The organism is Streptomyces sp. SPB162 (genome assembly GCF_029504575.1).
Lineage (GTDB): Bacteria > Actinomycetota > Actinomycetes > Streptomycetales > Streptomycetaceae > Actinacidiphila.
The window spans coordinates 371739-396539 of sequence record NZ_JAQFII010000002.1 but is presented as its reverse complement, the minus strand read 5'-3'; the positions used below and the strand labels follow the sequence as shown (position 1 = coordinate 396539).

The 24801-nt window shown below is 70.4% G+C and carries 17 protein-coding genes and 1 pseudogene; 10 read left to right on the top strand and 8 right to left on the bottom strand.

Annotated elements, in window-relative coordinates:
- Positions 1-152: 152 nt before the first annotated feature.
- The gene (locus tag M2266_RS31660; RefSeq protein ID WP_277441710.1) at positions 153-587 is read left to right on the top strand and encodes a VOC family protein; all 435 of its coding nucleotides are present in this window, start codon (positions 153-155) and stop codon (positions 585-587) included.
- Positions 588-760: 173 nt separating this feature from the next.
- Here the strand turns inward: M2266_RS31660 and M2266_RS31655 are convergent, their stop codons facing one another.
- Positions 761-1312 carry a hypothetical protein gene (locus tag M2266_RS31655; protein WP_277441709.1) on the bottom strand — a complete coding sequence of 184 codons (552 nt, stop codon included), beginning with the start codon at positions 1310-1312 and terminating at the stop codon, positions 761-763.
- A 36-nt stretch (positions 1313-1348) separates the two neighbouring features.
- Here M2266_RS31655 and M2266_RS31650 point away from each other — a divergent pair, with 36 nt between their 5' ends.
- From M2266_RS31650 to M2266_RS31635, 4 genes are all read left to right on the top strand, one after another.
- Positions 1349-2185 carry an SDR family oxidoreductase gene (locus M2266_RS31650; protein WP_277441708.1) on the top strand — a complete coding sequence of 279 codons (837 nt, stop codon included), beginning with the start codon at positions 1349-1351 and terminating at the stop codon, positions 2183-2185.
- Between the two features lie 191 nt (positions 2186-2376).
- Positions 2377-3867 carry a cytochrome ubiquinol oxidase subunit I gene (locus M2266_RS31645; RefSeq protein ID WP_277441707.1) on the top strand — a complete coding sequence of 497 codons (1491 nt, stop codon included), beginning with the start codon at positions 2377-2379 and terminating at the stop codon, positions 3865-3867.
- Positions 3864-4883 (top strand): cytochrome d ubiquinol oxidase subunit II, encoded by a 1020-nt coding sequence (locus M2266_RS31640; protein WP_277441706.1) that lies wholly within the window; start codon positions 3864-3866, stop codon positions 4881-4883. The genes M2266_RS31645 and M2266_RS31640 overlap by 4 nt, the downstream gene beginning before the upstream one ends.
- Positions 4884-5094: 211 nt before the next feature.
- A complete protein-coding gene (locus M2266_RS31635) occupies positions 5095-6858 on the top strand; it encodes a cation:proton antiporter (RefSeq protein ID WP_277441705.1) in 1764 nt (587 codons plus the stop codon).
- 260 nt (positions 6859-7118) lie between these two features.
- On the opposite strand, the gene M2266_RS31630 is transcribed toward M2266_RS31635, so the two are convergent.
- Positions 7119-8942, bottom strand: coding sequence for a glycoside hydrolase family 15 protein (locus M2266_RS31630; protein WP_277441704.1), 1824 nt, complete (start codon positions 8940-8942; stop codon positions 7119-7121).
- 204 nt (positions 8943-9146) lie between these two features.
- On the opposite strand from M2266_RS31630, the pseudogene M2266_RS31625 reads away from it, so the two are divergent.
- The 5 genes and pseudogenes from M2266_RS31625 (at position 9147) to M2266_RS31605 (ending at position 17636) form a co-directional block, all read left to right on the top strand.
- Positions 9147-10584 (top strand): annotated as a pseudogene (locus M2266_RS31625) (DUF2252 domain-containing protein).
- Between the two features lie 200 nt (positions 10585-10784).
- Positions 10785-12131 (top strand): chloride channel protein, encoded by a 1347-nt coding sequence (locus M2266_RS31620; protein WP_277441703.1) that lies wholly within the window; start codon positions 10785-10787, stop codon positions 12129-12131.
- A 78-nt stretch (positions 12132-12209) separates the two neighbouring features.
- A complete protein-coding gene (locus tag M2266_RS31615) occupies positions 12210-13133 on the top strand; it encodes an aldose 1-epimerase family protein (RefSeq protein WP_277441702.1) in 924 nt (307 codons plus the stop codon).
- A gap of 226 nt (positions 13134-13359) precedes the next feature.
- Entirely contained in the window at positions 13360-14907 is a 1548-nt protein-coding gene (locus M2266_RS31610) for a sigma-70 family RNA polymerase sigma factor (protein WP_277441701.1), read from the top strand.
- A gap of 371 nt (positions 14908-15278) precedes the next feature.
- On the top strand, positions 15279-17636 hold the full coding sequence (locus tag M2266_RS31605; protein ID WP_277441700.1) for a non-reducing end alpha-L-arabinofuranosidase family hydrolase: 2358 nt from the start codon (positions 15279-15281) through the stop codon (positions 17634-17636).
- Between the two features lie 196 nt (positions 17637-17832).
- On the opposite strand, the gene M2266_RS31600 is transcribed toward M2266_RS31605, so the two are convergent.
- The 6 genes from M2266_RS31600 to M2266_RS31575 form a co-directional block, all read right to left on the bottom strand.
- Positions 17833-18762 (bottom strand): zinc ribbon domain-containing protein, encoded by a 930-nt coding sequence (locus M2266_RS31600; RefSeq protein WP_346780974.1) that lies wholly within the window; start codon positions 18760-18762, stop codon positions 17833-17835.
- A 353-nt stretch (positions 18763-19115) separates the two neighbouring features.
- Entirely contained in the window at positions 19116-19715 is a 600-nt protein-coding gene (locus M2266_RS31595; RefSeq protein WP_277441830.1) for a phage tail protein, read from the bottom strand.
- A 62-nt stretch (positions 19716-19777) separates the two neighbouring features.
- Positions 19778-21736 (bottom strand): putative baseplate assembly protein, encoded by a 1959-nt coding sequence (locus M2266_RS31590; RefSeq protein WP_277441698.1) that lies wholly within the window; start codon positions 21734-21736, stop codon positions 19778-19780.
- On the bottom strand, positions 21736-22179 hold the full coding sequence (locus M2266_RS31585) for a GPW/gp25 family protein (RefSeq protein WP_269273461.1): 444 nt from the start codon (positions 22177-22179) through the stop codon (positions 21736-21738). The genes M2266_RS31590 and M2266_RS31585 overlap by 1 nt, the downstream gene beginning before the upstream one ends.
- Positions 22179-24077, bottom strand: a complete 1899-nt coding sequence (locus tag M2266_RS31580; RefSeq protein ID WP_277441697.1) for a VgrG-related protein — start codon at positions 24075-24077, stop codon at positions 22179-22181. Before M2266_RS31580 ends, M2266_RS31585 begins: the two co-directional genes overlap by 1 nt.
- Complete coding sequence (locus M2266_RS31575; RefSeq protein ID WP_277441696.1) at positions 24077-24799, bottom strand: peptidase M23; 723 nt, start codon at positions 24797-24799, stop codon at positions 24077-24079. Before M2266_RS31575 ends, M2266_RS31580 begins: the two co-directional genes overlap by 1 nt.
- Positions 24800-24801: the final 2 nt, after the last annotated feature.

Here is a 24801-nt window from a genome sequence, read left to right as displayed (position 1 = left end):
CGACACGTGGGGGACACGGGCTGTCCGCCAGCGGGTCGGGCGGGGGCGCTGGACGCTACCGGTCAGAGCCAGATCTCGGGGCCACCGATGAGTTCTGCGGGCTGGGCGGGTCTACCCGTTGTACGCCATCGAACCTTTGACTGGAGATCACCATGACCACTCCCGCACACGCCGGTCGCATGCTGTTCGTGAACATGCCCGTGGCGGACGTCGAGCGCAGCAAGGCGTTCTTCGCGCGGCTCGGGTTCAGCTTCAACCCGATGTTCACCGATGAGAGCGCGGCTTGCATGCAGGTCGGCGAGCAAGCCTCCGTCATGCTGCTCAGTCACGAGAAGTTCGCGCAGTTCGCGAAGCTGCCGATGGCGGACCCCACCACGCACACGCTGGCGCTCTACTGCTTCAGCGTGTCGACCCGCGAAGAGGTCGACACGGTCGCTGACGCCGCGCTTGCCGGAGGCGGCTCCGAGGCGGATGGTCCGGAGGACCACGGCTTCATGTACTCACGCAGCTTCTTCGACCTTGACGGCCACGGCTGGCAGGTCATGTGGATGGATCCGTCGAGCACCTCGGACGGTGCGACTTCCTAGACCGGGTCCGGGTCCGGGTCTGGGTCTGGTCTGGGTCTCCGACGTCGATCTCCGATCTCCGGACTCGGGGGTGTCCGTGAAACCTTCTCTACGGCGGCGCCACAGCCGGCGATGTCGGGTGCCCAGGCCGCCTTGAGGGGCCGGCCGCCCAACGGCTGGAACCGGGGCAGGACTCATCCGCCGTGCGGTCGGCACTCGGCCTCGAAGCGGGCGAGGACGGCCTGCCCGGAGCTGATGATCGGGTCGGTCCCGGCGGTGGCGTCGACGGTGAGTCCGGGCTCATCGGCCTGTAGCGGTTCCAGTGCGGCGTACTGGGAGTCCAGGAGCCGGGCCTTCACGAAATGCCCGGTCCGGTGGGCGATGCGGGTGTGGGCGGTCTCCTCGTCAAGGGCGAGGTAGAGGAACCAGACGCCCGGCCCGGCCGCACGGAGCCGGTCCCGGTACTCCCGCTTCAGAGCCGAGCAGCTGATGACCGCGCCCCGGTGAGCGCGGGAGGTGGTCCGGACCGAGTGGGCCAGGCTCCGCAGCCATGGTTCGCGGTCCGCCAGGCTCCGCAGCCATGGTTCGCGGTCCGCATCGTCGAGTGCCCGCCCGGTTCCGGGTATCTCAGAGCGCTGCCGACGCCCGCGCCCCGTTGGGCCGTCGGAGCGATATCGCTGCGTCCATCGGGCGAGCCGCGCGCGCCGCCCGCTCAGAGCGGGCCACGGCTGGGAAGTGTTGCCCACCGGTGCCGAATTCGCGGCCGACGACGGGAGACAGCGGTGACCTCAGCGGTGGACGAGGGCCGGCGGGCGGTGCCGTCGATCCTCCGGGGACAGAAGGCACTGGTGACGGGGGCGAACTCCGGCATCGGCAAGGCCACCGCGATCGGTCTGGGGCGAGCCGGCGCCGACGTGGTCGTCAACTACGTCTCCGGCGGGGAGGCGGCCGAGGAGGTGGTCGAGGAGATCAAGTCCTTCGGCGTGCGGGCGTACGCGTACGAGGCCGACGTCTCCCAGGAGGATCAGGTCGTCGCGATGGTCGCGCGCATGGTCGAGGAGTTCGGCACGATCGACATCATGGTGGCCAACGCCGGGCTGCAGCGGGACGCCGCCATCACCGAGATGAGCGTCGCCCAGTGGCAGAAGGTGCTGGACGTCAACCTCACCGGCCAGTTCCTGTGCGCCCGGGAGGCCGCCAAGGAGTTCCTCCGCCGCGGTGTCGTCCCCGAGGTGTCCCGCTCGGCCGGGAAGATCGTCTGCATGAGTTCGGTGCACCAGATCATCCCCTGGGCGGGCCATGTGAACTACGCCTCGTCCAAGGGCGGCGTCCTGATGATGATGCAGACCCTGGCACAGGAGCTCGCCCCGAAGGGGATCCGAGTGAACGCCGTGGCGCCCGGCGCCATCCGCACGCCCATCAACCGCAGCGCCTGGGACACGCCCGAGGCCGAGGCCGACCTCCTCCGGCTGGTCCCGTACCGCCGGGTCGGCGACCCGGAGGACATCGCCAACGCGGTGACCGTCCTCGCCTCCGACCTGCTGGACTACGTCGTCGGCACCACGATCTACGTCGACGGCGGCATGACCCTCTTCCCCGGGTTCGCCACCGGAGGCTGATCGTACGGCGGAAGACCATGCGGTGCGGAGGGCGCGATGCGGGGCGGCGTCTGCGCGGTCTTCGCCACCGACCCGCGCCGCGAACCCGCCGTCATCCCGGAGGCCTGGCACGGCGCCGCCGCATACGCCCTCCCCCCGTCCGGTCCACCGGCTGACCTCGCTGTCAACCGGCACGAGCCACCGAGGCCCGCATGAACACCGCAGTACCCCTTCTGGCGACCACGCCTCCGCAGTTGCTGCCCGCCCGGGAACTGATGGCGTTCACCCTCGCCTCCCACATCCTGCTGGTGCCGCTGGGGGTGGCACTGCCGTTCATCACGCTGGTGATGCACTACCGGGGACTGCGCAAGGCCGATCCGGTCGCCATGTTGCTGGCCCGCCGCTGGTCCGCGGTGATGGCCGTCCAGTTCGCCGTCGGCATCGTCACCGGGACGGTGCTGTCGTTCGAGTTCGGGCTGTTGTGGCCGGGCATGATGGGCCGCTGGGGTGACGTCTTCGGTATCGGGTTCGGCGTGGAGGCGTGGGCGTTCTTCCTCGAGGCGATCCTGATCGCGGTCTACCTCTACGGGTGGCGCCGGCTGAAGCCGTGGACGCACTTCTGGCTCGGTGTGCCGCTGCCGCTCGCGGCGCTGCTGGGAGCCTTCGGCATCATCGCCGCGAATTCGTGGATGAACACTCCGCAGGGCTTCACCCTCGACCCGAGTGGCAGACCCGTGAACGTCAGCGTCCGGCAGGCCGTCTTCACGCCGATGTTCGGCCCGGAGTACTGGCACTTCGTGGTGGCGATGTTCCTGACGGCGGGATACGTCGTCGCCGGCGTCTACGCGGTGGGCTGGCTGCGCGGCCGCCGGGACCGCTACCACCGCCTCGGGTTCACCGTTCCCTTCACGGCTGCGGCGATCCTCACGCCGGTGCAGTTCCTGCTGGGCGACTCCATCACCCGGTCGGTGTTCCACAAGCAGCCCGTCAAGTTCGCCGCCACCGAGATGGTCTGGAAGACCGACACCCACGTACCGGAGTACATGTTCGGCCGGCTGCAGGAGGACGGAAGCATCAAGGGCGGCCTGAAGATCCCCCAACTGGACTCCATCCTGGCCGGGTTCAGCCCCAAGACCCAGGTCACCGGAGTGTCCTCGGTACCCGCCGACGACCGGCCCACCGCCGTCCAGGCCACGATCGCGCACTGGGCCTTCGACATCATGGTCACCATCGGCAGCCTGCTGATCCTGTTGGCGCTCTGGTACGGCTGGTGCCGGCTGCGCCACCGCGACCTGCCCCGCTCCCGGTGGTTCTTCCGGTGCGCCGCGGTCGCCGGCGTGGCCTGTCTGCTGACCGTGGAGTGCGGTTGGATCACCGCCGAGGTGGGCCGGCAGCCCTGGATCGTCTACCAGAACATGCGGGTCTCCGAGGCGGTGACTCCCACCGCCGCGTCCTCGCTGTGGACCATGTTCGGCATCGTCGTCACCGTCTATGTGCTCGTGTTCGGCGCCTTCCTCGGCGTGGTGCTGAAGATGACCGGCCGCTGGCGGCTCGCCGACTCCGACTCCGCACGGGCGTCCGCCGAGGGACCGGAGAGCGACACCCCGTACGGGCCGCGCCCTGAACTCGTCGCCGGCGGGACGCGTTCCGGCGGGTCGCCGGCCGATCAGGGCACCGGCCCGGCATCCGGGGGCGACCAGTGACCGCCACGGTCGTCGCCTGGATCCTGTTGGTGGTGATCGCCGCCTACGCCTGCGGCGGCGGCGTCGACTACGGTGCCGGGTTCTGGGACCTGCTGGCCGGCGGTGCCGACCGCGGCAAGCACCCGCGTTGGCTGATCGACCACGCCATGGCACCCGTCTGGGAGGTCAACAACGTCTGGCTGATCTTCGTGTTCATCCTGATGTGGACCGGCTTCCCGGTGTTCTTCCAGACGGTGTTCACCGCGCTGTGGCTCCCGCTCGCGCTGGCGGCCGTCGGCATGGTCCTGCGCGGGGCCGGCTTCGCACTGCGCAAGCCCGCCCGACGGCTCTCCGCACGCCGGATCTATGGCGCCGTGTTCGCGGTCTCGTCGCTGCTCACCCCGTTCTTCCTGGGCACCACCGCCGGCGCGGTGGCCTCCGGGCGGGCCGCACCGGGCACCACCGCCTCGGCGGACGCCTGGTCCAACACCACCTCGATCATGGCCGGGCTGCTCACCGTCGCGGCCACCGCGTTCCTCGGCGCGGTGTTCCTCACCGTGGATGCCCGCCGCTTCGGCGCCGTCGACCTGGTCGGCTACTTCCGGCTCCGCGCCCGGATCAGCGCCGCGGCCCTCCTGGTGCTCGGCGCGATCGGCCTGGTCGTGACCGACCCACACGCGTCGTACGTGCACCACGGTCTCACCCACGGGATCGGGCTCCTCCTGGTCCTGGTCGCCGTGGTGGCTGTCGTGGCCACCGCCCTCCTGGTCGCCGGCCCGGCCGCGGGCTGGGCCCGTTACACCTCGGTGGCCACCGTGGCCCTGCTGGTCGCCGCCTGGGGCTTCGCCCAGCGGCCCTATCTGGTGCCCACCTCACTCACCGTCCGACAGGGTGCCGGTGCGGAGACGTCGCTCCAGTGGATGCTCATCATCGCGGCCGTCGCGCTGGTGCTGATCGGACCCGCGCTCGTCGTGCTGTACCGCCTCGACACCCATGGAGTGCTGGAACCCCTCGCCGACGAGGATGTCGCACGGTGACGGTCCCGCCGCGCCGACCGCGGCCGTACACCGGTGCAGCCAGTGAAGACGACGAGCGTCGCCGATGGCCCGCGACCTCCGCTGATCGGCCTGGCGAAACTCCTGGAGCCCGTGCCGAACCCGCTCTGGGCAACGAGCCGGTCGCGTCCGGCGAACGCCGGCGGGTCCGGCCCGGCCCGACGGGTGGAGACCCGTTCAGAAGGGACCCGCTGTGACGTCTGACCAGGTTCTGGTCGGGGTGGGCCTGATCGTGGTGTTGGCGGCCGGCTCCCAGCTGCTGGCGAGCCGGTTGCGGGTGCCGGCGCTGCTCATCCTGCTTCCGGTCGGCTTCGCCGCCGGCGCGCTGACGGATGATGTCGACCCCGAACGGCTGCTGGGCTCCGCGTTCTCCCCCCTGGTCTCGCTCGCCGTGGCGGTGATCCTCTACGACGCCGGGCTCGGCCTCGACCTGAAGCGGCTGAGCGGTCACACCCGGCGCGTCGTGGCTCGACTCCTCTGGCTCGGCACGCTCATCACCTGGGTGTCCGCCGCCCTGTTCGCGGTGCCGGTGCTGAGCATGTCGATGAACGCGGCCATCATGCTGGGATCGATCCTGGTGGTCTCGGGGCCGACGGTCGTCGGACCGCTGCTCAACTTCGTGCGTCCGACCGAGCGCCTGCAGCGCATCCTCGTCTGGGAGGGCTCCCTGGTCGATCCGGTCGGCGGCATCCTGGGCGCGTTCGTCTTCCACAGCGCCATCGCGAGGGCCGATCAGAACGGCTTCGGGAGCCAGCTGGGACAGTTCTGGGTCAGCGCGCTGGTGGGTCTGGCCGGCGGCGCGGTCGGGGCGGGGGCGCTCTGGCTGGTGTTGCGCTACCTGCGGTTGAACGAGGTGCTCGGCACCACGGTCCAGTTCGCCGCGGTGGTCGGCGCGGCGGCCGCCTGCGACGCGGTCCGTGACGACACCGGCCTGATCGCCGCGGTGGTCATGGGAATGGCGCTGGCCAACCTGCCGGGCCTGGACATGCCGGCTCGCCGGCCCTTCTTCGAGACCCTGGTCTCACTGATCATCGGGCTGCTGTTCGTCTCCATCTCCGCCACCGTCACCCCGCAGTCGCTGCGCCATGTCGTCCTGCCGGCGCTCGCCCTGGTGGCCGTCCTGGTCCTCGTGGTCAGGCCGCTGGTGGCGCACCTCGCGACCGCGGGGACCGACATCCTGCCCGGGGAGCGGTGGTTCGTCGGCTGGATGGCACCGCGCGGCATCATCGCCGCGGCCACCGCCTCCACGTTCTCCGTCACCCTGGTCCGGAAAGGGGTCGACGGAGCCGACCGGATCCTGCCGGCCACCTTCATCGTCATCGTCGCCACCGTCATGCTCTACGGCCTGACCGCGCTCCCGGTCGCCCGGCGGCTGGGGGTGCTGCGCCCCGCGCGGTCGCGGCCGCTGCTCGTCGGTGGTGATCTGTGGGCGGTCGACCTGGGGCGCGCCCTGAACTCGGCGGGCCTGGACGTGTTGATGTGGGCCGGCGCCCATGATCAGCGCGCCCGGATCGAGGAGGCCGGGCTCGAACTGGCGCCCGGTGAGCTGCTCGCGGCGGCCACCGGAGCCGGTGCCGAGCTGGAAGGAATCACCAGTGTGCTGCTGCTCACCGAGGAGGACGATTTCAACGCGCTCGCGTCGATGACCCTTCAGGAGAGCGTGGAGGGCTCCGTCCACCGTCTCGGACCCCTCGCCGGCGGTTACGGTGTGGTGGCGCCGTACACCGGGGGTGATGCTCTCTTCAGTGCCGGGCTGACCCGGCCGGAGCTGGTCCGCCGGTACGCGGCCGGCTCCCGGATCGTGACGCACCGCGGCGACGGGGCGATCCCGGCAGGACACGAGCTGCTGTTCGTGGTGCGTCCGGACGGGCAGCTCGCAGCGGTCACCGAGGCCGGTGCCCCGACCGCGCGGCCGGGAGACATCGCCGTCGTGTTGACTCCGGCGCCCGGGCCGTGACGCTCCGGGCCGGCCGAGGTGCCGCACGGGTCGTGCGGGTGCCAATCTCGAGCCCGCGGACGTCGGCGCCGGTGACCAGGTGCACATTCGCCGCGGCGGCGCGGATCGCGTCCGGCGTGTGGGTGTCCAGGGCGCCCCGGGCGCCGCCCGCGCCGGCAGCTTGCCCGCGCAGCCGTTCGTACAGCGCCGCGAACTCGTCGAGGCCCTGGCGCGGTCGACGCCCGGTCGGAGCGGCCCTCCGCAGCGCTCTTCGCGTCGTCTCAGCCGCGCTGCCGGTCGAGGGCATCGTCCAGGGTGCAGGCCGCCGTGATGAGCGAGAGGTGGGTGAACGCCTGCGGGAAGTTGCCCAGCTGCTCGCCGCTCGGCCCCACTTCCTCGGCGAAGAGGCCGACGTGGTTGGCGTAGGTGTGCATCTTCTCGAACGTGTACCGCGCGGGGCCCAGACGTCCCGCCCTGGCCAGTGCGTCCACGTAGAGGAAGGTGCAGAGGCTGAAGGTGCCCTCGGAGCCGCGCAGGCCGTCGGGGGAGGCGGCCGGGTCGTAGCGGTAGACCAGGCTGTCGGAGACCAGCGTGCGGTCCATGGCGTCCAGGGTGGAGAGCCAGGACGGATCCTTGGGCGCGACGAAACCGACCCGGGGCATCAGCAGCAGCGAGGCGTCCAGGACGGCTTCCCCGCCGTAGTGCTGGACGTAAGCCTGCTCCTTCTCGCTCCAACCGCGCTCCATGACCTGTTCCAGGATGGAGTCGCGGGCCGTCATCCAGCGGTCGGTGTCGGCCGGCCGGCTGAACTCGGAGGCGAGCTTGAGACCGCGGTCGAACGCCGCCCAGCACATCACCCGGCTGTAGGTGAAGTCCTGACGCCCGCCGCGGGTCTCCCAGATGCCCTCGTCGGGCCGGTCCCAGGAGTCCGCCAGCCAGTTCAGGGCCTCGGAAAGGATCTTCCACCCGCGGTAACCGGACTGAACGGCGACCTCGCGCCCTTCCGACAGGCCGTAGAGCGCCTCGCCGTAGATGTCCAGCTGCAACTGATCGGAGGCGGCATTGCCCAGCCGCACAGGGGCCGAGCCCATGTATCCCTCGAGGTGGTCGAGGGTCTCCTCGGTCAGCAGCGGCGTCCCGTCGACCCGGTACATGATCTGGAGGCGCTCGCCGTCCTTCCCCGCCGAGTCCCGGAGCCGGTCGCCGAGCCAGTGGGTGAAGTCCGTGGCCTCCTCGACGAAACCGAGATCGAGCAGAGCACGGATGGAGAGCGAGCCGTCACGGACCCAGGTGTAGCGGTAGTCCCAGTTGCGTTCGCCGCCGACCTGTTCCGGCAGGCCCATGGTGGCGGCGGCGACCGGTGCACCGGTGGGGGCGTAGGTGAGCAGTTTGAGGGTGATGGCGGAGCGGTTGACCATGTTGGGCCAGCGGCCGCGATAGTTGGAGCCCTGCACCCACGACTGCCAGAACTCGGCGACATCCCAGAGCTGCTGGGTGATTCCGTCGACGGTGGGCGCCGGCGGAGGCTGCCCGTCGGCGTCGCAGACGGTGAACACGGTCGCGGCCTGCTCGCCGACCTTCAGGGTGATCGAGCCGCGCACGTCGTCACCGTCCCGCTCCAGCGGGAAGCTGCTCTGGAGGTGCGCGGTGACGCCCGGTGCCCGGAACGTGGCGCCGGTCTCGGACCGCAGGTCGAGATCGTGGGCGGCCCGGGCGTAGTCGAACCGTGGCCGGCACTCCATGTCGAAGCGGACCGTCCCCCGCACCGTGCGAACCGCCCGGATCAGGGTGTGGCGGTCGCTCGCGGTGCGGCTGCGGTTCGGCGGCATCCAGTCGATCACCTCACCGACGCCGTCCGGGGACATGAAGCGGGTCACCAGGATGGCGGTGTCGGGGTAGTACAACTGTTTGCACGAGGCTTCCGGATTGCTGGGCGTCATCCGGAAGAATCCGCCGCGGTCGTGGTCGAGCAGGGCGGCGAAAATGCTGGGGGAGTCGAACCGTGGAGCGGCGAACCAGTCGACGACGCCCTGCGAGGACACCAATGCGGCGGTCTGCAGATCGCCCACCAGGCCGTGATCCGCTATGGGGGGGTAGCGGTCCATGAGAATCCAATCTCCAGCGCATCACTACCCCATCCACTATCCGACAGGCCCCGCGTGCGCGCCTCCGGGGACCCCGCCACCGCGTCCCGAGGGCGGGTCCGCCCCGGATCCGGGGCGCGGAACCGTGCTGCGTGATCACTCAGATTGTGCCGATATCAGGGATATCCGCCATGATCGGACGTGAGCGCATACGGGAGGTATCCGATGACCGAGCACCCCGCCGCGACGTTTCGGCCCGGACCGCAGGCGACGCCCGCGGAACGAGCGGCCCGCGGCAAGGCGGCCCGTCGTGATGTGCCCCGCTCGAGTCATGCCGAGTTCGCGCCGCAGGCGACGCGCCCCGATCCCCTCGGCATCCTCGAGGAGCAGTCGGCGACCCGCGTGCCCGAACTCCTGCCGATCCGCTACGGCCGCATGACCGAGTCACCCTTCCGCTTCTATCGCGGCGCGGCCGCGATCATGGCCGCCGACCTGGCGGAAACCCCGCACTCGGGGATCAGGGCGCAGCTGTGCGGAGACGCGCACCTGTTGAACTTCCGCCTGCTCGCCTCCCCGGAACGCCGCCTGCTCTTCGACATCAACGACGTTCGACGAGACGCTGCCCGGCCCCTGGGAATGGGACGTCAAGCGACTGGCCGCCAGCCTCGTCATCGCCGGGCGGGCCAACGGCTTCGCTGACGCGGAGCGCGCCGACATCGTACGGGCGACCGTACGGTCCTACCGTGAGTCGATGACCCGGTTCGCGGGCATGGGTCATCTCGCCGTGTGGTACGCGAGGATCGACGCGGACCGTCTGCGGGAAGTGGCGGGCCAACAGTTGGCGAAGCGCGGCCGCAAGGGTGTGGCCCGGGCCCTGGCGACGGCCAGGACCAAGGACAGTCTGCAGGCCTTCGACAAGCTCGCCGAGGTGGTGGACGGACAGACCCGGATCGCCGCCGACCCGCCTCTCATCGTGCCGCTCACCGACCTGCTCCCCGAGGCCGAACGCGACGTCGTGCAGGCAGAGTTCCACCGGCTGGTGCAGAGCTACGGCCGCAGCCTCGCGTCGGACCGGCGCCACCTGCTCGCGAGTTTTAGATTGGTGGACGTGGCCCGCAAGGTGGTCGGCGTCGGCAGCGTCGGCACCCGCTGCTGGATCTTCCTGCTGCGCGGCCGGGACGGCGACGACCCGCTCTTCCTCCAGGCCAAAGAGGCCGACACCTCGGTGCTCGCGCCGTACGTGGGCGCGAGCGAGTACGAGAACCAGGGCGAGCGGGTGGTCTCCGGGCAGCGGTTGATGCAGGCCGCGAGTGACATCTTCCTCGGCTGGGAGCGGGTGGACGGGATGGACGGGCGGCGCCGCGACTTCTACATCCGCCAGCTCCGCGACTGGAAGGGCATCGCGCAGCCGGAACTGATGGTGCCGCGGGGCATGAGGGTGTTCGGTGAGGTCTGCGGCACCACCTTGGCCCGCGCCCACGCGAGGTCCGGTGACCGGATCGCCATCGCCGGATACCTGGGGCGCGGCGAATCCTTCGACCGTGCACTGACCACCTTCGCCGAGCGGTACGCCGACCAGAACGAGCGGGACCACCAAGCACTGGTGAACGCGGTCAGGGACGGCCGCATCACGGCCGCGGAGACGGGAACCGACTCCTCCTGAACGCGACAGTGCGGCCGTGGCGGGGCATCGACGCGTGCCGTCCGCGAAGCGGCGCGGCCGGATCGCTGGGCCATGGGACTGAGAACCCCCGCACCGTCGCGCGGTGGGCAACCGGGACACCGGGGAGCACCGTCGGCGCGTGATATCACGGCCTGGAAGACGCCCGCGTGCCCGCGTGCCAGCGCTGAGAGACGGTGATCATGTCGGCCGACGGTGTCGGACAGCCAGAGGCGGCCCCCAAGGACCCGTTCGCGCTGGTCCGGGCCCGTGGATACCCGGTCCTTCTGATGGTGGCCGCGGTGCTCGGCGTTCCGATCTCGGCGGCGGCGTTCGGCTACCTCGCCCTGGTCTCCGAACTCCAGTCACTGACCTACACGGAGCTGCCCGAGGCGCTGGGTTTCCACGGGACGCCGTCCTGGTGGCCGGTGCCGCTCCTCGCCCTGGCGGGGCTCCTGGTCGGCCTGACCATCCGGTACCTGCCGGGTGGAGGCGGCCACAAGCCCGCCGAGGGGCTCGTGGCGGGGGGACCGACCCCGGCCGGCCATCTGCCGGGCATCGCGCTCGCCAGCATCGCTTCGCTCGTGCTGGGCGTCGTCCTCGGCCCCGAGGCGCCGCTGATCGCGCTGGGCAGCGGCGTGGCCGTCGGCGCCGTGCGCCTGGTCAAAAGGAACTTCCCGCCGGACGCGTCGGCCGTGGTGGGGGCCGCCGGGAGCTTCGCCGCCATCAGCACGTTGCTGGGATCCCCCCTGCTCGGATCGTTCCTCCTGATGGAGGCGTCCGGCCTCGGTGGGGCGATGCTCGGGATGGTGCTGGTTCCGGGACTGCTGGCGGCCGGGGTCGGCTCGCTCATCTTCACGGGCCTGGGCTCGTGGACGGGCCTGGGTACGTACTCGCTGGCCCTGCAGCAGGTGCCGCACGCCCACCGGCCCGACATCGCCGCGTTCGGCTGGGCCCTCGTGGTCGGGGCGGCGGCGGCCGTCGTGGCCTCGGGGATTCACCGGTTCGCCCTGTTCCTGCAAGCCCGGGTCGAGCCGCGGCGAGTGGTGGCCACTGTGCTGGCGGGCACAGTCGTCGGCGTCATCGCGCTGGTCTACGCCGAAGGGACGGGCAAGGAGGCATCCGGGGTGCTGTACTCCGGGCAGAGCGCGCTCAACCCGCTGCTCGCGGCGAGCGCCGGATACTCGGTGGGCACCCTGGTGGTCCTCGTGGTCTGCAAGGCGCTCGCGTACAGCGTCTCACTGAGCAGCTTCCGGGGCGGCCCCATCTTTCCCGCGATGTTCGTGGGCGCGACGGGCGGGCTCGCCCTCGCCCATCTGCCCGGCCTGGACGTGACATCGGGGTTCGCGATGGGCGTCGGTGCGATGTGCGTGGCGATGCTCAAACTCCCGATGACCTCGGTACTGCTGGCCACCCTGCTGCTGGGAAGGGAGGGCCTGACCGTGATGCCGCTGGTCATCGTCGCGGTCGTGGTGTCCTACGTCATCTCGCTCCGGCTCACTCCGGTGCCCGCCGACGTGTCGGCGGCCGCGTCCGGCGGCCGCCCGTAGCCTGAGAGACCCCTTCGGGAGACCACGGCGCGTCCGCGCCGTGGTCTCCCGATCCCGACTTCGAACCGGAGGCCGTACGTGTCCGAGAGCCCCAGCGGGCAGCAGATCCTGCTGCGCCACGGTGAGCAGACCGCTGTCGTCGTGGAACTGGGCGGTGCGCTGCGCGACTACTCGGTCGACGGCCGCCCGGTGCTGGACGGCTTCTCGGCCGATGAGCGCATCGCCGGAGGCCGTGGCCAACTCCTCGTGCCCTGGCCGAACCGCATCGGCGGCGGCCGGTACCGCTGGCAGGACCAGGACCTCCAGCTCCCGCTGACCGAACCGGAGAACGGCAACGCCATCCACGGGCTGCTGCGCTGGACGTCCTGGCACGTGATCGAACGCGAGGAGCACCGGGTACTCCTGGGAGTCACTCTGTGGCCCCAGCCGGGCTACCCGTTCCACCTCGACGTCCGTGTGGGGTACGTGCTCGGAGCCGAGGGGCTGACGGTGACCGTGGTCGCCCACAACCTCGGCGAGGACACGGCGCCCTACGGCGTCGGTCAGCACCCCTACCTGACCGTGGGCACCGAGACGGTGGACGACGCGATGCTCCTCGTCCCGGCCGGGAAGTGGCTTCCCCTCGACGATACGGGTATGCCTGTCGCGGCCGAGGATGTCACCGGTACACCGTTCGACTTCCGAACGGCGAAGGCCGTCGGCGCGCAGCGCCTGGACACGGCCTTCGCCGACCTGGAACGAAACCCCTCCGGCCGGGCCGTCGTGCGCCTCGCGCATCCCACGGGTGCGCACGGCACCGACCTGTGGCTCGGCGAGGGCGCCGAATACGTGCAGGTGTACACCGGCGACACGCTGCCCGCGCGGCGACGACGGGGCATCGCGGTCGAGCCGATGTCCTGCCCGCCGGATGCGTTCCGGAGCCGTGACGGCCTGGTGGAACTCGGCCCCGGCGCCCTGCACACGTTCCGGTGGGGCCTGCACGCGTGGCGCCGGCAGGACTGACGGGCGTCCGCCGCGCGAACCGGCGCCGGCCGCCCCCAGCCGTGATACCCAGCCCGGGGGCACCTTCGCAGGCCGTTGTGCCTGCGAAGATGCCCCGCTCGGGCGTTTCCTCCACGTCGCCGCAGGCAGGCCTGGCTGCCCGAGGCACCGGCTTTGGCCGCATACCCTTGCCGACGCTAGGGTGTGGCGCCGTACTCGGCGGATGGCTCCCCTGGGGGAGGCGGGAATGGGACTCATGGATGCGGACCACGCGGGGTTGGTCGTCGCGGCGCAGGCCGGTGACGATGCGGCGCGTGAGGAACTGATCGCCGCTTACCTGCCGTTGCTCTACAACATCGTCGGGCGAGCGCTGCGGGGACATGCCGACGTCGATGACGTCGTCCAGGAGACCCTGCTGCGCGTGGTGCGCGATCTGCCTGCCCTGCGTGCCCCGGAGAGCTTCCGGTCCTGGCTGGTGTCGATCACGCTCCGCCAGATCAATTCCCACTGGCAGCGGCAACGCGCTTTCGCCGGCCGGACCACGGTCATCGACGAGGCACGCCAGATGCCGGACGCCGGCGCGGAACTCGAGGACGTGACGATCCTGCGTCTGTATGTGTCGGACGAGCGCCGTCAGGTGGTGGAAGCCGGCCGGTGGCTTGACCCGGACTATCAGGTGCTGCTGTCGCTGTGGTGGCAGGAATGTGCCGGCGCCCTGAGCCGTGACGACATCGCCGCCGCGACGGGGCTCACCGTCGCCCACGCCGGAGTACGTCTGCAACGCATGCGTGAGCAGCTGGAAGTGAGCCGGACGATCGTCGCCGCGCTGGAGGCCGACCCACGCTGTCCGCAGTTGGACGAGGCCGTCGTCGACTGGGACGGTCTGCGCGCGTCGGTGTGGCGCAAGCGGATCGCGCGGCACACCCGCGGCTGCCCGGTCTGCCTGGCGACGACGACAGAACGGGTTCCGGCCGAACTCCTGATCCTCAGCCTCGCGCCGCTGGCCGTCCCGGCCGGACTCATCGCCGCGCTGACCGCCAAGGGCCTGCTGTCAGGAACGGCCGCGAGCGCCGCCGGGCTGACCTCGGCACACGTCGCCGTCGGCACGGTGACGGGCGGCGGCCTGCACAGCTCGCTGATCGGCAAACTCTCCGCGGTGACCGCTCATCCGCTGGTGGGCCTCGCCACCGGCGCGGTGCTCATCGCCGGGACCGCCACCTACGCGACCTGGCCCGAGCCGGCACCTCGGGTACCCGGCGTCACCGCCGCTCCCACAACCGGCAATGCCACGCCGTTCCCTGCGCGCACCGCCGAGTCGGCCGGACCGTCCCCGGTGAGTCCGTCCGCCGTCCCCGTCACCGTTCCGCTGGGCGCACAGTCGCTGGAGTCCGCGGACGAGCCCGGTCTGTACCTCACGTACGCCGGCGACTTCGTGACACTCGGCCGTGTCTCCGCGTCCAGCGACGCGCAGATACGACATCGGGTCACCTTCTCGGTCATCGGTGGCCTGGCCAACGCACGGTGCGTCACCTTCCGTGCCGCCGACGGCCGCTATCTGCGCCACCGTGATTTGCGGCTACAACTGGGCACCAACGACGGCAGCGCACTGTTCCGTGAAGACGCCACCTTCTGCCCGCACCCCGGGGCGGTCGCCGGTTCGGTGACCCTGCACGCCCACAACTACCCCGGATCGGTCCTCCGCCACCGCGACGGTGGCATCTGGCTCGACGGCTCCGACGGCACTCGGGCGTTCGCCGGCCAGGCTTCCTTCATCACCCGCAGGGCTTGGGCTTGAGAACCGTCGGCGACGGCCGGCCAGCGCCTCTCGTCATAACGTTTTTTGCCCGCGAGATGCATCACTGAGCCATCTTCCGGGCGGCGCGACATTTCTGTTACGAGACCGCGAGTTCGGAGGCCCTCCACTTCGGGGGGCGCCCTTCCGCCACTCGCCATGACGTGCCGGCGTGGTAGTTCCCCCACTTCCCCCGTCGAGGTCTCTCCGAAGAAAGCCGCTCCCATGACGCCACACACCCACCGACCCCGGGCCACCGGTACGCAGGAACGCCCCCGCGTCCCGCACCGCACCCACCTCGCGCCGGATCAGGTCGTACCGGCCGATACGCGCACGATCACGGCAACCGCGACCCGCAACCGCCGAGGAGAATCATGAAGGGCCTGCACCGGCTCGGCCGGCGTCGCCGAACAGTGACGATAGGGCTGTCCGCCGCGGCGGTGGTGGCCGGCGTGGTGACGCTCCTCCCGAGCTCCGCCGGAGCCGCGACCCTGGGTACGCAGGCGGCTCCCTCGGGCAGGTACTTCGGCACCGCTGTGGCAGCGCGCAGGCTCGGCGACTCGACGTACGCCGCGATCGCGGACCGGGAGTTCAACATGATCACCCCGGAGAACGAGATGAAGTGGGACGCCATCGAACCGTCCCGCGGAAATTTCAACTTCGGCCCCGCCGACCAGATCGTCAACCATGCCGTGGCACAAGGCCAGCGCTTGCGCGGCCACACCACGGTCTGGCACTCGCAGCTCCCGTCCTGGGTCAGCTCCATCGGCGACGCGAACACGCTGCGCAGCGTGATGAACAAACACATCACCACCGAGATGACCCACTACAAGGGCAAGATCTACGCCTGGGACGTGGTCAACGAGGCATTCGCCGACGGCTCCACCCAGCACCGCAGCTCGGTGTTCCAGAACGTGCTGGGCAACGGCTTCATCGAGGAAGCGTTCCGCACTGCCCGGGCGGCCGATTCCTCGGCCAAGCTCTGCTACAACGACTACAACATCGAGAACTGGTCGGACGCCAAGACCCAGGGTGTCTACAGCATGGTCAGGGACTTCAAGTCCCGGGGCGTGCCGATCGACTGCGTCGGGTTCCAGAGCCACTTCGGGACCGGCGGCCCGCCGTCCGGTTTCCGGACCACCTTGTCCAACTTCGCCGCCCTGGGCGTCGACGTCCAGATCACCGAGCTGGACATCGCGCAGGCGTCCCCGACCAACTACGCCAACACGGTCAACGCCTGCCTGTCCGTGACCCGGTGTACCGGCATCACGGTGTGGGGCATCCGTGACAGCGACTCCTGGCGGAGCAGTGAAAGCCCCCTGCTGTTCGACAACAACGGCAACCCCAAGGCCCCCTACACCGCGGTCATGAAGGCCCTCAATGCCGCCCCTGGCGGGGCGTCCGGCGGGACCGGTACCGGGGAGATCAAGGGCGTCACCTCCGGTCGTTGTCTCGACATCAACGGCTCCGCCACCGCCAACGGCACCCAGGCGCAGTTGTGGGACTGCAGCGGACAGTCCAACCAGCGCTGGACCTACACTTCCGGCAAGCAACTGATGATCTACGGAAACAAGTGCCTGGACGCTATGGCCAAGGGCACCGGCAACGGCACCGCGGTGGTCATCTGGGACTGCAACGGCGGAGCCAACCAGCAGTGGACCCTCAACTCCGACGGCACGATCGCCGGCGTCCAGTCCGGGCTGTGCCTCGACGCCATCGGCGCGGCCAGCACCAACGGCACCAAGATCCAGCTGTACTCCTGCTGGTCCGGCGGCAATCAGAAGTGGTCCGGCCCGTCCGGGACGTCGACCCCGCCGCCGACGGGCGGCACGTGTTCCCTTCCGTCGACGTACCGGTGGACGTCGACCGGTGCGTTGGCACAGCCGGCGAACGGGTGGGCCTCGCTGAAGGACTTCACCAACGTGGTCTACAACGGCAAGCACCTGGTCTACGCGTCGAACGTGTCGGGATCGTCGTACGGTTCGATGATGTTCAGTCCCTTCACGAACTGGTCGGACATGGCGTCGGCCGGCCAGACCGGGATGAGCCAGTCCACCGTGGCGCCCACGCTGTTCTACTTCGCGCCCAAGAAAATCTGGGTGCTGGCGTACCAGTGGGGTGCGTGGCCCTTCATCTACCGCACGTCGAGCGACCCCACGAACCCCAACGGCTGGTCCGCGCCGCAGCCGCTGTTCACCGGTGGCATCCCCAACGCCGCCCCGATCGACCAGACTCTGATCGCCGACGACCAGAACATGTACCTGTTCTTCGCCGGTGACAACGGCAGCATCTACCGGGCGAGCATGCCGCTCGGGAACTTCCCCGGCAACTTCGGATCGTCGTACACGACGGTCATGAGCGACACGGTGAAGAACCTGTTCGAGGCGCCGCAGGTCTACAAGGTCCAGGGCCAGAACCAGTACCTCATGATCGTCGAGGCCCGGGGTGCCAATGAGCAGCGCTACTTCCGCTCGTTCACGGCCTCCAGTCTGAGCGGAACGTGGACGCCGCAGGCCGCCACCGAGAGCAACCCCTTCGCCGGCAAGGCCAACAGCGGCGCCGGCTGGACCAATGACATCAGCCACGGTGACCTGGTCCGCAACAACCCCGACCAGACCATGACCATCGACCCCTGCCACCTGCAGCTCCTCTACCAGGGCAAGTCCCCGACCGCGAGCGGTCCCTACGACCAACTGCCCTACCGGCCGGGTGTCCTTACCCTGCAACGCTGACCCGCGTGATGCACGGCGCTCGCGGTGTGAATCCCCGCTCATGCGGGCGGCGTTGACCTGAGATCCACCTCGCCTCGCCGCGCGCAGGCAGCCCCGCCGGACGGATCCGGCGGGGCTGCCTGGGTGGTGTTCGGTGGTAGCTGTCTTCGCGGGTTGGCTGAGGCGGGTGTGTTCGCGGGCGGGGTGGGGCCGGACTCTATGTGCCGCTGCTCGTGACCCGGGTGAAGAACTCGATCTCGGCGATCGAGACCTGCTTGTCGACACCCGCGTTGAACGCCGAACGTATGACGAACCGTACGCTGACGACGTTCTGCGCCCGGAACTTCCGCTGCTGGGGGCCGCTCACCTGGTCGAGGCTGATGGGGCGGGTGGTCTTCTTCCCGTCGGCCGTGGTGATGACGGCGTCCATGCGGTGCGGCAGTGCGGCCTCGGTGAGGTCGGAGGCCTTGGTGGAGATGCCGGACGTGACGAGGATGTCCAGCAGACGAGTGGGTTCCTGGAAGCGCGCCTCGATCCACTCGCCGTCGGCGGACTGTGAGACGCCGGGGCCCCACCAACTGTTGTTGATTTTGTCGAAGAGCATCTTCGGCGGGTGACCGGCGAAGGTGCGGGACGCCGTGGTGGAATCCGGGGTGACCTGGACCCGCTTCGCGAAGTGGTCGCGTGCGGCGTTCCACGCCGTACCCACGTTGAGCGCGGCGTAGATCACCAGTCCGAGCGCGAGGCCGTACACGACCCAGGTGAAGATGCGGCCGATGCCCCGGCGCAGCCTCGGGCGCTCGCCCGCCCACGGCGCCGGGCCGTGGCCGAAGTCCCACATCCGGCGCCACCAGGGGCGCCGGGCCGCCGGAACGCCGGGGCGCTCCGCGAGGGACATGCCACACCGCCGGCAGAAGTGCCGGTCGGGGCGGTTGCCGACCTCGCACCAGGGGCACGGGGGGCCGGTGTCGTCGGCCGGTTCGGCGCTGGGGGCCTGGACCCGGGGGCGGGCCGCGGCGGGCACGCCGGGGAGGACCGGCACGACCTCCGGTGCCGGTGCGGCGGCGCGCTGGTCGGCGACGGGTACCAGCAGCGCCCTGGCCCGCGCACTCGCGTCCGGGCCCGGGGTCGCGCTCGCCGGGTTCATGGGAAGGGTGGCGTTCGCTTCTTCGGGCGCCACCGTCGGCGAGTCGGCGCCCGCGGTTCCGGGGAGGGGTCCTCGTACCGGGTCTGTGCTCCCGGCTGCAGGAGCAGCATCACCATCCGCGTCGTCGGTGCGCGCGTCCGCCGACGTGCCCTCGTCCGCGTCCGAGGCGCCCGGCGTACCCGCCCCTCGCTCCTCCCGGTCCGGGGTCCAGCCCAGTACCGCGCCGCAGCCGTCGCAGAAGGACTGCCCCGGGGTGGGCCGCGTGCCGCATTCGGCACAGTGACGTGGCGTGTTCCCCGTGTCCCCACCGGCCGCTGACGACGATGGCGTGGACGGGGAGGCCTGCTGACTGGTCACCTGTCGGAAGTCCTTTCGGCGGCGGTCACCTGGACCGTATAAGGCATGTGGGCGGGGCGGGCTGCCGCTACGAGGCGCTCCAGCCGGTGCTCGGCAGCGGGGCCGGGCACCGGCAGCCGCACCGTGACGTGCAGATGCGGGCGGCTGTCGCCGGGGACCGGGCCCAGGGGCTTGGCGTCCCAGGCGGCCGCGCCGCTCTCGATGATCTCCGGCTCCACGCCGAAGGCGAGTCGGATCGCCTCGGACAGTCCCCGCCGGGTGCCGCGGACGCGGTGCAGCCGTACGGCGGAGGTCACCGCGGCGCGCAGCGCGGCCGTCGTCGCCGTGTCCTGCGGGTGGCCGGTGGCCGGTTCGCCGAGGGGGGCTTCCGTCAGGTCCCGTTCCAGGGGGTCTTCGATGCCCCCTGCCATGTCCGGTCCTTCGGTCTCCGCGCCGACCCAACTGCCGAGCCAGCGGGTGAAGTCCGCGGGCGCGAGGGACGGGGTGAAGTAGGCGTCCAGGCAGTCGAGCACGTTGTGGAGCGGCGCGAGGGCCTCGTCGATACCCGCGACGAAGCGCTGGGCGAGATCGTCCTCGGCGAACACCGCCGGCAGCATCACGCCCAGCGGCGCCGAGGAGCCGAGACCGTCGACGGCGCCGCGCCTGCTTTCGCCGGGGTTCACGACGCGCCTCCTATCACCCGGACGCGGTGGTCGAACGAGAAGGCGAGGGCGGAGGGTTCGAGATCGATCCGCTCCGTGGGGTCGCCACGCCTGCCGCTGAGCGGGTCGGCGGGATGCAGCAGCACCTCGTCCACCAACTCGACGCCCGGTACCCGTTGCAGCACCGCGAACACCTCGCCCGCCTGCACCGGGCGGCCGAAGGGCCAGCCCGTGCCGTGCGCCCCTCCGGTCAGCGGGTCGAGATGGCGGTACAGGGCGTCGTGCGCCTGCCGCCTGACCCGGTCGGTGTCGGTGCCGCGGAAGGCGTGCACCGTCGCGACGACCGTCACCCCCTGGTAGAACGGCGGTCCCACCGCCAGCCGGGTGCCGATCAGGCGCCGGTCGTCCAGGAACCGGGTGATGCGGCTCAACAGGGCGTCCCCGGGCACGAGTTGCTCGAAGCGCAGTCGCCCGCCCGGGTCGGACACGGCCTGCGGGACGACCAGCACCCGTACGGCGTGCGCGCCGTGCTCATCGGGCTCGGCCGCGAGACAGGTGATGCGCGCCGTTTCGGGCGCCGCGCGGCGCGCGAGTTCCTCGTAGTCCCGCAGGGTCACGGCGCGGTCCTGCCCGCTCAGCGTGATGGGCGCCCTGACCTTCGCCTCCTCGACGGTCTCACCGTCGACTCCACCGCGCGCGGCCTCCCGGTTCAGGACGTCGGAGACGTAGGGGATGGAGTCACGCAGTACCTGGATGGCGCCCCTGGCGACGTTGCCGCCCCTTCCGCCGCCCGTGCGGTAGCGGCGGGCCCGGATGGGCGCGCCCTTGGGCGGTACGGCTCCGTATTGACGCAAGGTGCCGTCCGGTTCGCGTACGGAGGGGCCGAAGGCGATCTCACCGGTGGTCGCGTCCAGGGTGATGTGCCGGTCGTCGGGGCCGGAGGCGGCGAAGTGGCCGACGGTCTCCCAGTCGACCCAGCCGTCGCGCTCGGCGGTCTGGAGGAGCAGCGGCTGCGCGTCGCCGACGACGGGGCTGTTGGCCAGCCGCAGCCGGTGGCCCGGCAGGCCGGTGGCCTCGCCCAGCGCTTCGTCCCGGACCGTCTCGGCGTGCACGACACCGGTGGTGCCGCCGATGCTGAACGCCTCGGCGGAGCGGATGGTGGGGGAGGTGGTGTAGAAGGGCTGGCCCTCTTCCGGGTCGGTGACCCGGCAGCGCAACCAGCCCGCCTCACGCCGCCCGGTGCGGGACAGCGCGTGGCCGCCGGGAACGTGCAGCACGACTTCGCCGGGGCGGTTGAGGCCGCCGGTGGTGTCCCGGTCGACGTCACAGCCGACCCAGCCGTCGGCGGTCCACGCCTCCCAGACGAGCGGCGGCTGCCTGGGGTCGACACCGACGCCGTCCACCTGACTGTCGAGTTCCAGGACGACCACGCATTCGGGTACGGCGGCGCTCAGCCCGAACAGCATGCGGTCACCGGGGCGCGGAGCCTCCGTGAAGCAGTGCACGTCCTTGGACTCGGCGAGGTCCGACGTGCGGTCGACCGCCTCCTGACCGGCCCACTGGACCACGAGGTACGACAGCTCACAGGGCACCACGGTGAGTTCGCGCTCGGTGGCGAACACCACCGCGTCCTCGGTCTGGGTACGGACCGTGGCGACCTCGGTGCCCGTCGCCAGCACGACGGGCTGCTGTTGCGGCGCCGACAACCAGAACGTGACATCGGCCCGCGCCGCGGAAGGGGGGAAGAGGGTGATCCCGATGAGGTCCAGGAACGCGAGGTGGTTCTTCTCGGGTACCCGGTTGAGTCGGTACACGATCTGATCGGCCATGTGGGCGACCGTCTCGACGAGGGTCACGCCCGGGTCGGAGACGTTGTGGTCGGTCCATTCGGGGGCGCGCTGCTGGATGTAGCGCTTGGCGTCGTCGACGAACTGCTGGAAGCGCCGGTCGTCGAGGTTCGGGGAGGGCAGGGCCATCAGCGGTCGCTTCCAAGGTGCTCGTCGGGCGTGCCGGACCCCTCGGGCCCGTCGTGGGAGGGGATCACGTAGAACGGGAAGACCAGGCTGCGCGGGTTGTTGGTGCCCGTGATCGAGTAGCGGACGTCGATGAAGAGCACACCGTCCTCGGCGCCGGCCGTCACCGCGACGTCATCCACCTCGATGCGCGGTTCCCAGCGGTCCAGGCAACTGTGCACCTCGTGCTGGATGCGGCCCGCGGTGGCCTCGTTGACGGGCGCGAAGACCATGTCGTGGATGGCGCAGCCGAATTCGGGACGCATCGGCCGTTCTCCGGGCGCGGTGGACAGGACGAGCCTGATGGCCTCCTCGACCTCGCGTTCCCCGCTGACCAGGGCGATCCCGCCGGTGGGGCTGATGCGCAGGGGAAACGCCCACCCGGAGCCGACGAACTGTTCCGCCATCAGACTCCTCCTACGGTCAGCACCGGCTTCAGGTTGGAGGTGAGGATGCCGGTGGACTTGATCGTGGCGGCTTGCAGGCCGATGTTGATGGCGGCGGTGATCTGCAGGGAGACCCCCGCCGTCAACGTCATGGCGGCACCAGCCCTCACACTGAGGGCCGCGCCGGAGGCGACGGACGCGATGCCGCCCGAGTTCACGGAGAGGGTGGTCCCCGCGTTGATGTTCATCAGGCCGCCGCTGCGGATCGTCACGGAGCCCACCGCGTTCAGCGAGAGATTGCCGCCCGCGTTGATGGCCACGGCGGCGGATCCTCTGATGGAGACCTTTCCCTTGCTGTCCACGACGATCTCGGTCTTCGTCCGGTCCAGATTGATGGTGAGCCGGTCGTCACCGGTGGAGAGCCGCACCCCGCGCTTGAGGCCGACACTCTGGTCGAGCAGGTCGATACGGTTGTTGCTGCGGTCGGCCAAGGTGCGCCGGGTGACCTTGCCGCGTGTCGGGTCGTACACCGGCACGTCGACGGGGTCCGGTTTGTCGACGCCGTTGTAGAGTCCGCCGATGACGTACGGGTGGTCCAGAGCACCGCGGTCGAACGCCACCAGCACCTCGTCGTCGACGTCCGGGGAGATCATGCTGCCGCCCTTGGCCCCGCCGAGCTGGACGGTACGGGTCCAGTCGCTGACGTACATGTCGTCCAGCCACGGGAACTTCAGCTTGACCCTGCCCTGCCGGAGCGGGTCCTTGATGTCGGTGACCAGGGCATTGGCGACGCTCGGCAGCCTGGCCGGTCCCGCCCCGCCGCCTCCGGAGGTGAGCCCGTACAGCGAACGCCACTGACGCCCACTGACGTCCAGGAACGTCTGGTAGTGCTCCTGATCGCCGAAGGTGTGGCGGGCGGCGGTGACCGTGTACTTGCCCTGGAAGGGCTTGCCGACGTCCTTGAGGGTGACGGCGACGCCGGGACGCAGTTCGGTGTTGCCGCGCGCCGTGATCTCCACCTCGGCGAAGGAGGAGGTCACGTCGTCCGCCAGGGCGTCGGCGGCGTGCTTGACCTCGTCCAGCTTGTCGTAGGGCGTGCCGGTCTCGACGAGCTCGGCCTTGCCGAATGTCTTGGACGCCTGCGACGGCCTGGCACCGATGACGAACCCCGGGTTGTCCAGGGCGGGCGCCTTGTAGACGAGGGGCCGCTTGGTGGTGACGTTCCAGCCACGCGCCTCGACGGCGGTCACCTGATCGGCCGAGGTGACCGCCGCCCGGCAGCGCAGGATCTCCTCGCCGCCCTTCAGGAGGAACGCGCTCTGCCCGCTCGGCATGCTCTCCGGGGGAGCCAGCGCCGCCCGTTGCCGCTTGACGAACTGGAACCTGCCCTTCGAGTTGATGGACATCACCATCTCGTTCTCGTCCGCGAGGCGCTGGACGAAGTCCCAGTCGGTGACGTTGGCCTGGCTGATGAACTCGTACTGGCCCTTGGTGGGTTGCGTCTTCCCCATCGGAAGCCCGCTCTTGCGCGCCAGCTCGACGGCGATCTCGGTGGCGGTCTTGTTCTTGTACGCCGCGACCCTGCGCTGCCGCAGCATGCGGTGGCCCTTGTCGTAACCGCGGATGATGGTGAAGGTGCCGGTGCGGTCGTAGTCGGTCTCCAGCGCGGTGACCTCTCCGGTGATCAGCGGCGTGCCCTTGCCGTCGGAGAGCGGCGCGATGACCACGGGCACGCCGATCTCGACGTTCAGCTTGGCGAGGATGTCCTTCTTCTCGTCACGGAAGGTGAGCTGGAACGCGCCGGGCACACCCGCGCCGAAGTCGACCCGGCCCGCGACCAGATTCCGGTTCTCCGGGGCCTTGAGCTTCGTGCCGGCGATCTGCACCGTGAGGATGTTGGAGAAACCGATGTCGGGCATCAGACGCCGACCTCTTCCGCGGCGGGCAGCATCAGTTCCACACCGGGCGTCAGCGACTTCGGGTCGTCGATGTCGTTGGCCTCGGCGATCGTGCGCCACACGGTGGCGTCCCCGTACTCGCGCCAGGCGAGGAGCGGGAGCGAGTCGCCGGCCACGACCCGGTGCACCCGGCGGGTGGTGAGCGCGCCGGAGGTGGGGTTCTGGCCGAGGGTGCTGCTCGGAATCTCGTGCAGGTTCACCTGACAGACGGCCCGGATCGGCATCCCGTTGGTGTTGAAGAGGGTGTACTGGGCTTCCACGGAGGCGACGTACGCGTTGAAGCGGGCAGTGGAGAAGGCACCCCACTCGAAGACCACCCACGGGGTCGACGGCTGATTCGCCGCGATGCTGGCGGTGGTCGTCTCGCAGCAGGAGAAGAGGGCTTCGACCTTCTTGCGCACATCGTTGCTGTCCGGGTCGTCGGAGCGGTCGAGGAAGATCTCCACCGTCATCTCCCGGGGCTCCGGCCCCATGAACTCCGGGACCGCGCCGTCCCGCACCGCCGCGGTGGGCGTGGTCTTCCACAGAGCCCTGCGGGTGAGCGACAACTGGGACGGGTTGAAGTCGAAGTGGAACGTCTTCATGAGCGCGCCGGGGCTGGTGCTGCTGCCGATCGGCGGCTGATGGATGGCGAGTGTCGCCCGCACCAGGCTGTCGCCGATGCCGAAGCTGGAGAGCTTCATCG

Excerpts from the sequence above, each read along its gene's own strand:
- M2266_RS31660 (WP_277441710.1), top strand. The coding sequence starts at position 153 with ATGACCACTCCCGCACACGCCGGTCGCATGCTGTTCGTGAACATGCCC.
- M2266_RS31645 (WP_277441707.1), top strand. The coding sequence starts at position 2,377 with ATGAACACCGCAGTACCCCTTCTGGCGACCACGCCTCCGCAGTTGCTG.
- M2266_RS31630 (WP_277441704.1), bottom strand. The coding sequence starts at position 8,942 with ATGGACCGCTACCCCCCCATAGCGGATCACGGCCTGGTGGGCGATCTG.
- M2266_RS31620 (WP_277441703.1), top strand. The coding sequence starts at position 10,785 with ATGTCGGCCGACGGTGTCGGACAGCCAGAGGCGGCCCCCAAGGACCCG.
- M2266_RS31610 (WP_277441701.1), top strand. The coding sequence starts at position 13,360 with ATGGGACTCATGGATGCGGACCACGCGGGGTTGGTCGTCGCGGCGCAG.
- M2266_RS31605 (WP_277441700.1), top strand. The coding sequence starts at position 15,279 with ATGAAGGGCCTGCACCGGCTCGGCCGGCGTCGCCGAACAGTGACGATA.
- M2266_RS31600 (WP_346780974.1), bottom strand. The coding sequence starts at position 18,762 with ATGAACCCGGCGAGCGCGACCCCGGGCCCGGACGCGAGTGCGCGGGCC.
- M2266_RS31595 (WP_277441830.1), bottom strand. The coding sequence starts at position 19,715 with ATGCTGCCGGCGGTGTTCGCCGAGGACGATCTCGCCCAGCGCTTCGTC.
- M2266_RS31590 (WP_277441698.1), bottom strand. The coding sequence starts at position 21,736 with ATGGCCCTGCCCTCCCCGAACCTCGACGACCGGCGCTTCCAGCAGTTC.
- M2266_RS31585 (WP_269273461.1), bottom strand. The coding sequence starts at position 22,179 with ATGGCGGAACAGTTCGTCGGCTCCGGGTGGGCGTTTCCCCTGCGCATC.
- M2266_RS31580 (WP_277441697.1), bottom strand. The coding sequence starts at position 24,077 with ATGCCCGACATCGGTTTCTCCAACATCCTCACGGTGCAGATCGCCGGC.
- M2266_RS31575 (WP_277441696.1), bottom strand. The coding sequence starts at position 24,799 with ATGAAGCTCTCCAGCTTCGGCATCGGCGACAGCCTGGTGCGGGCGACA.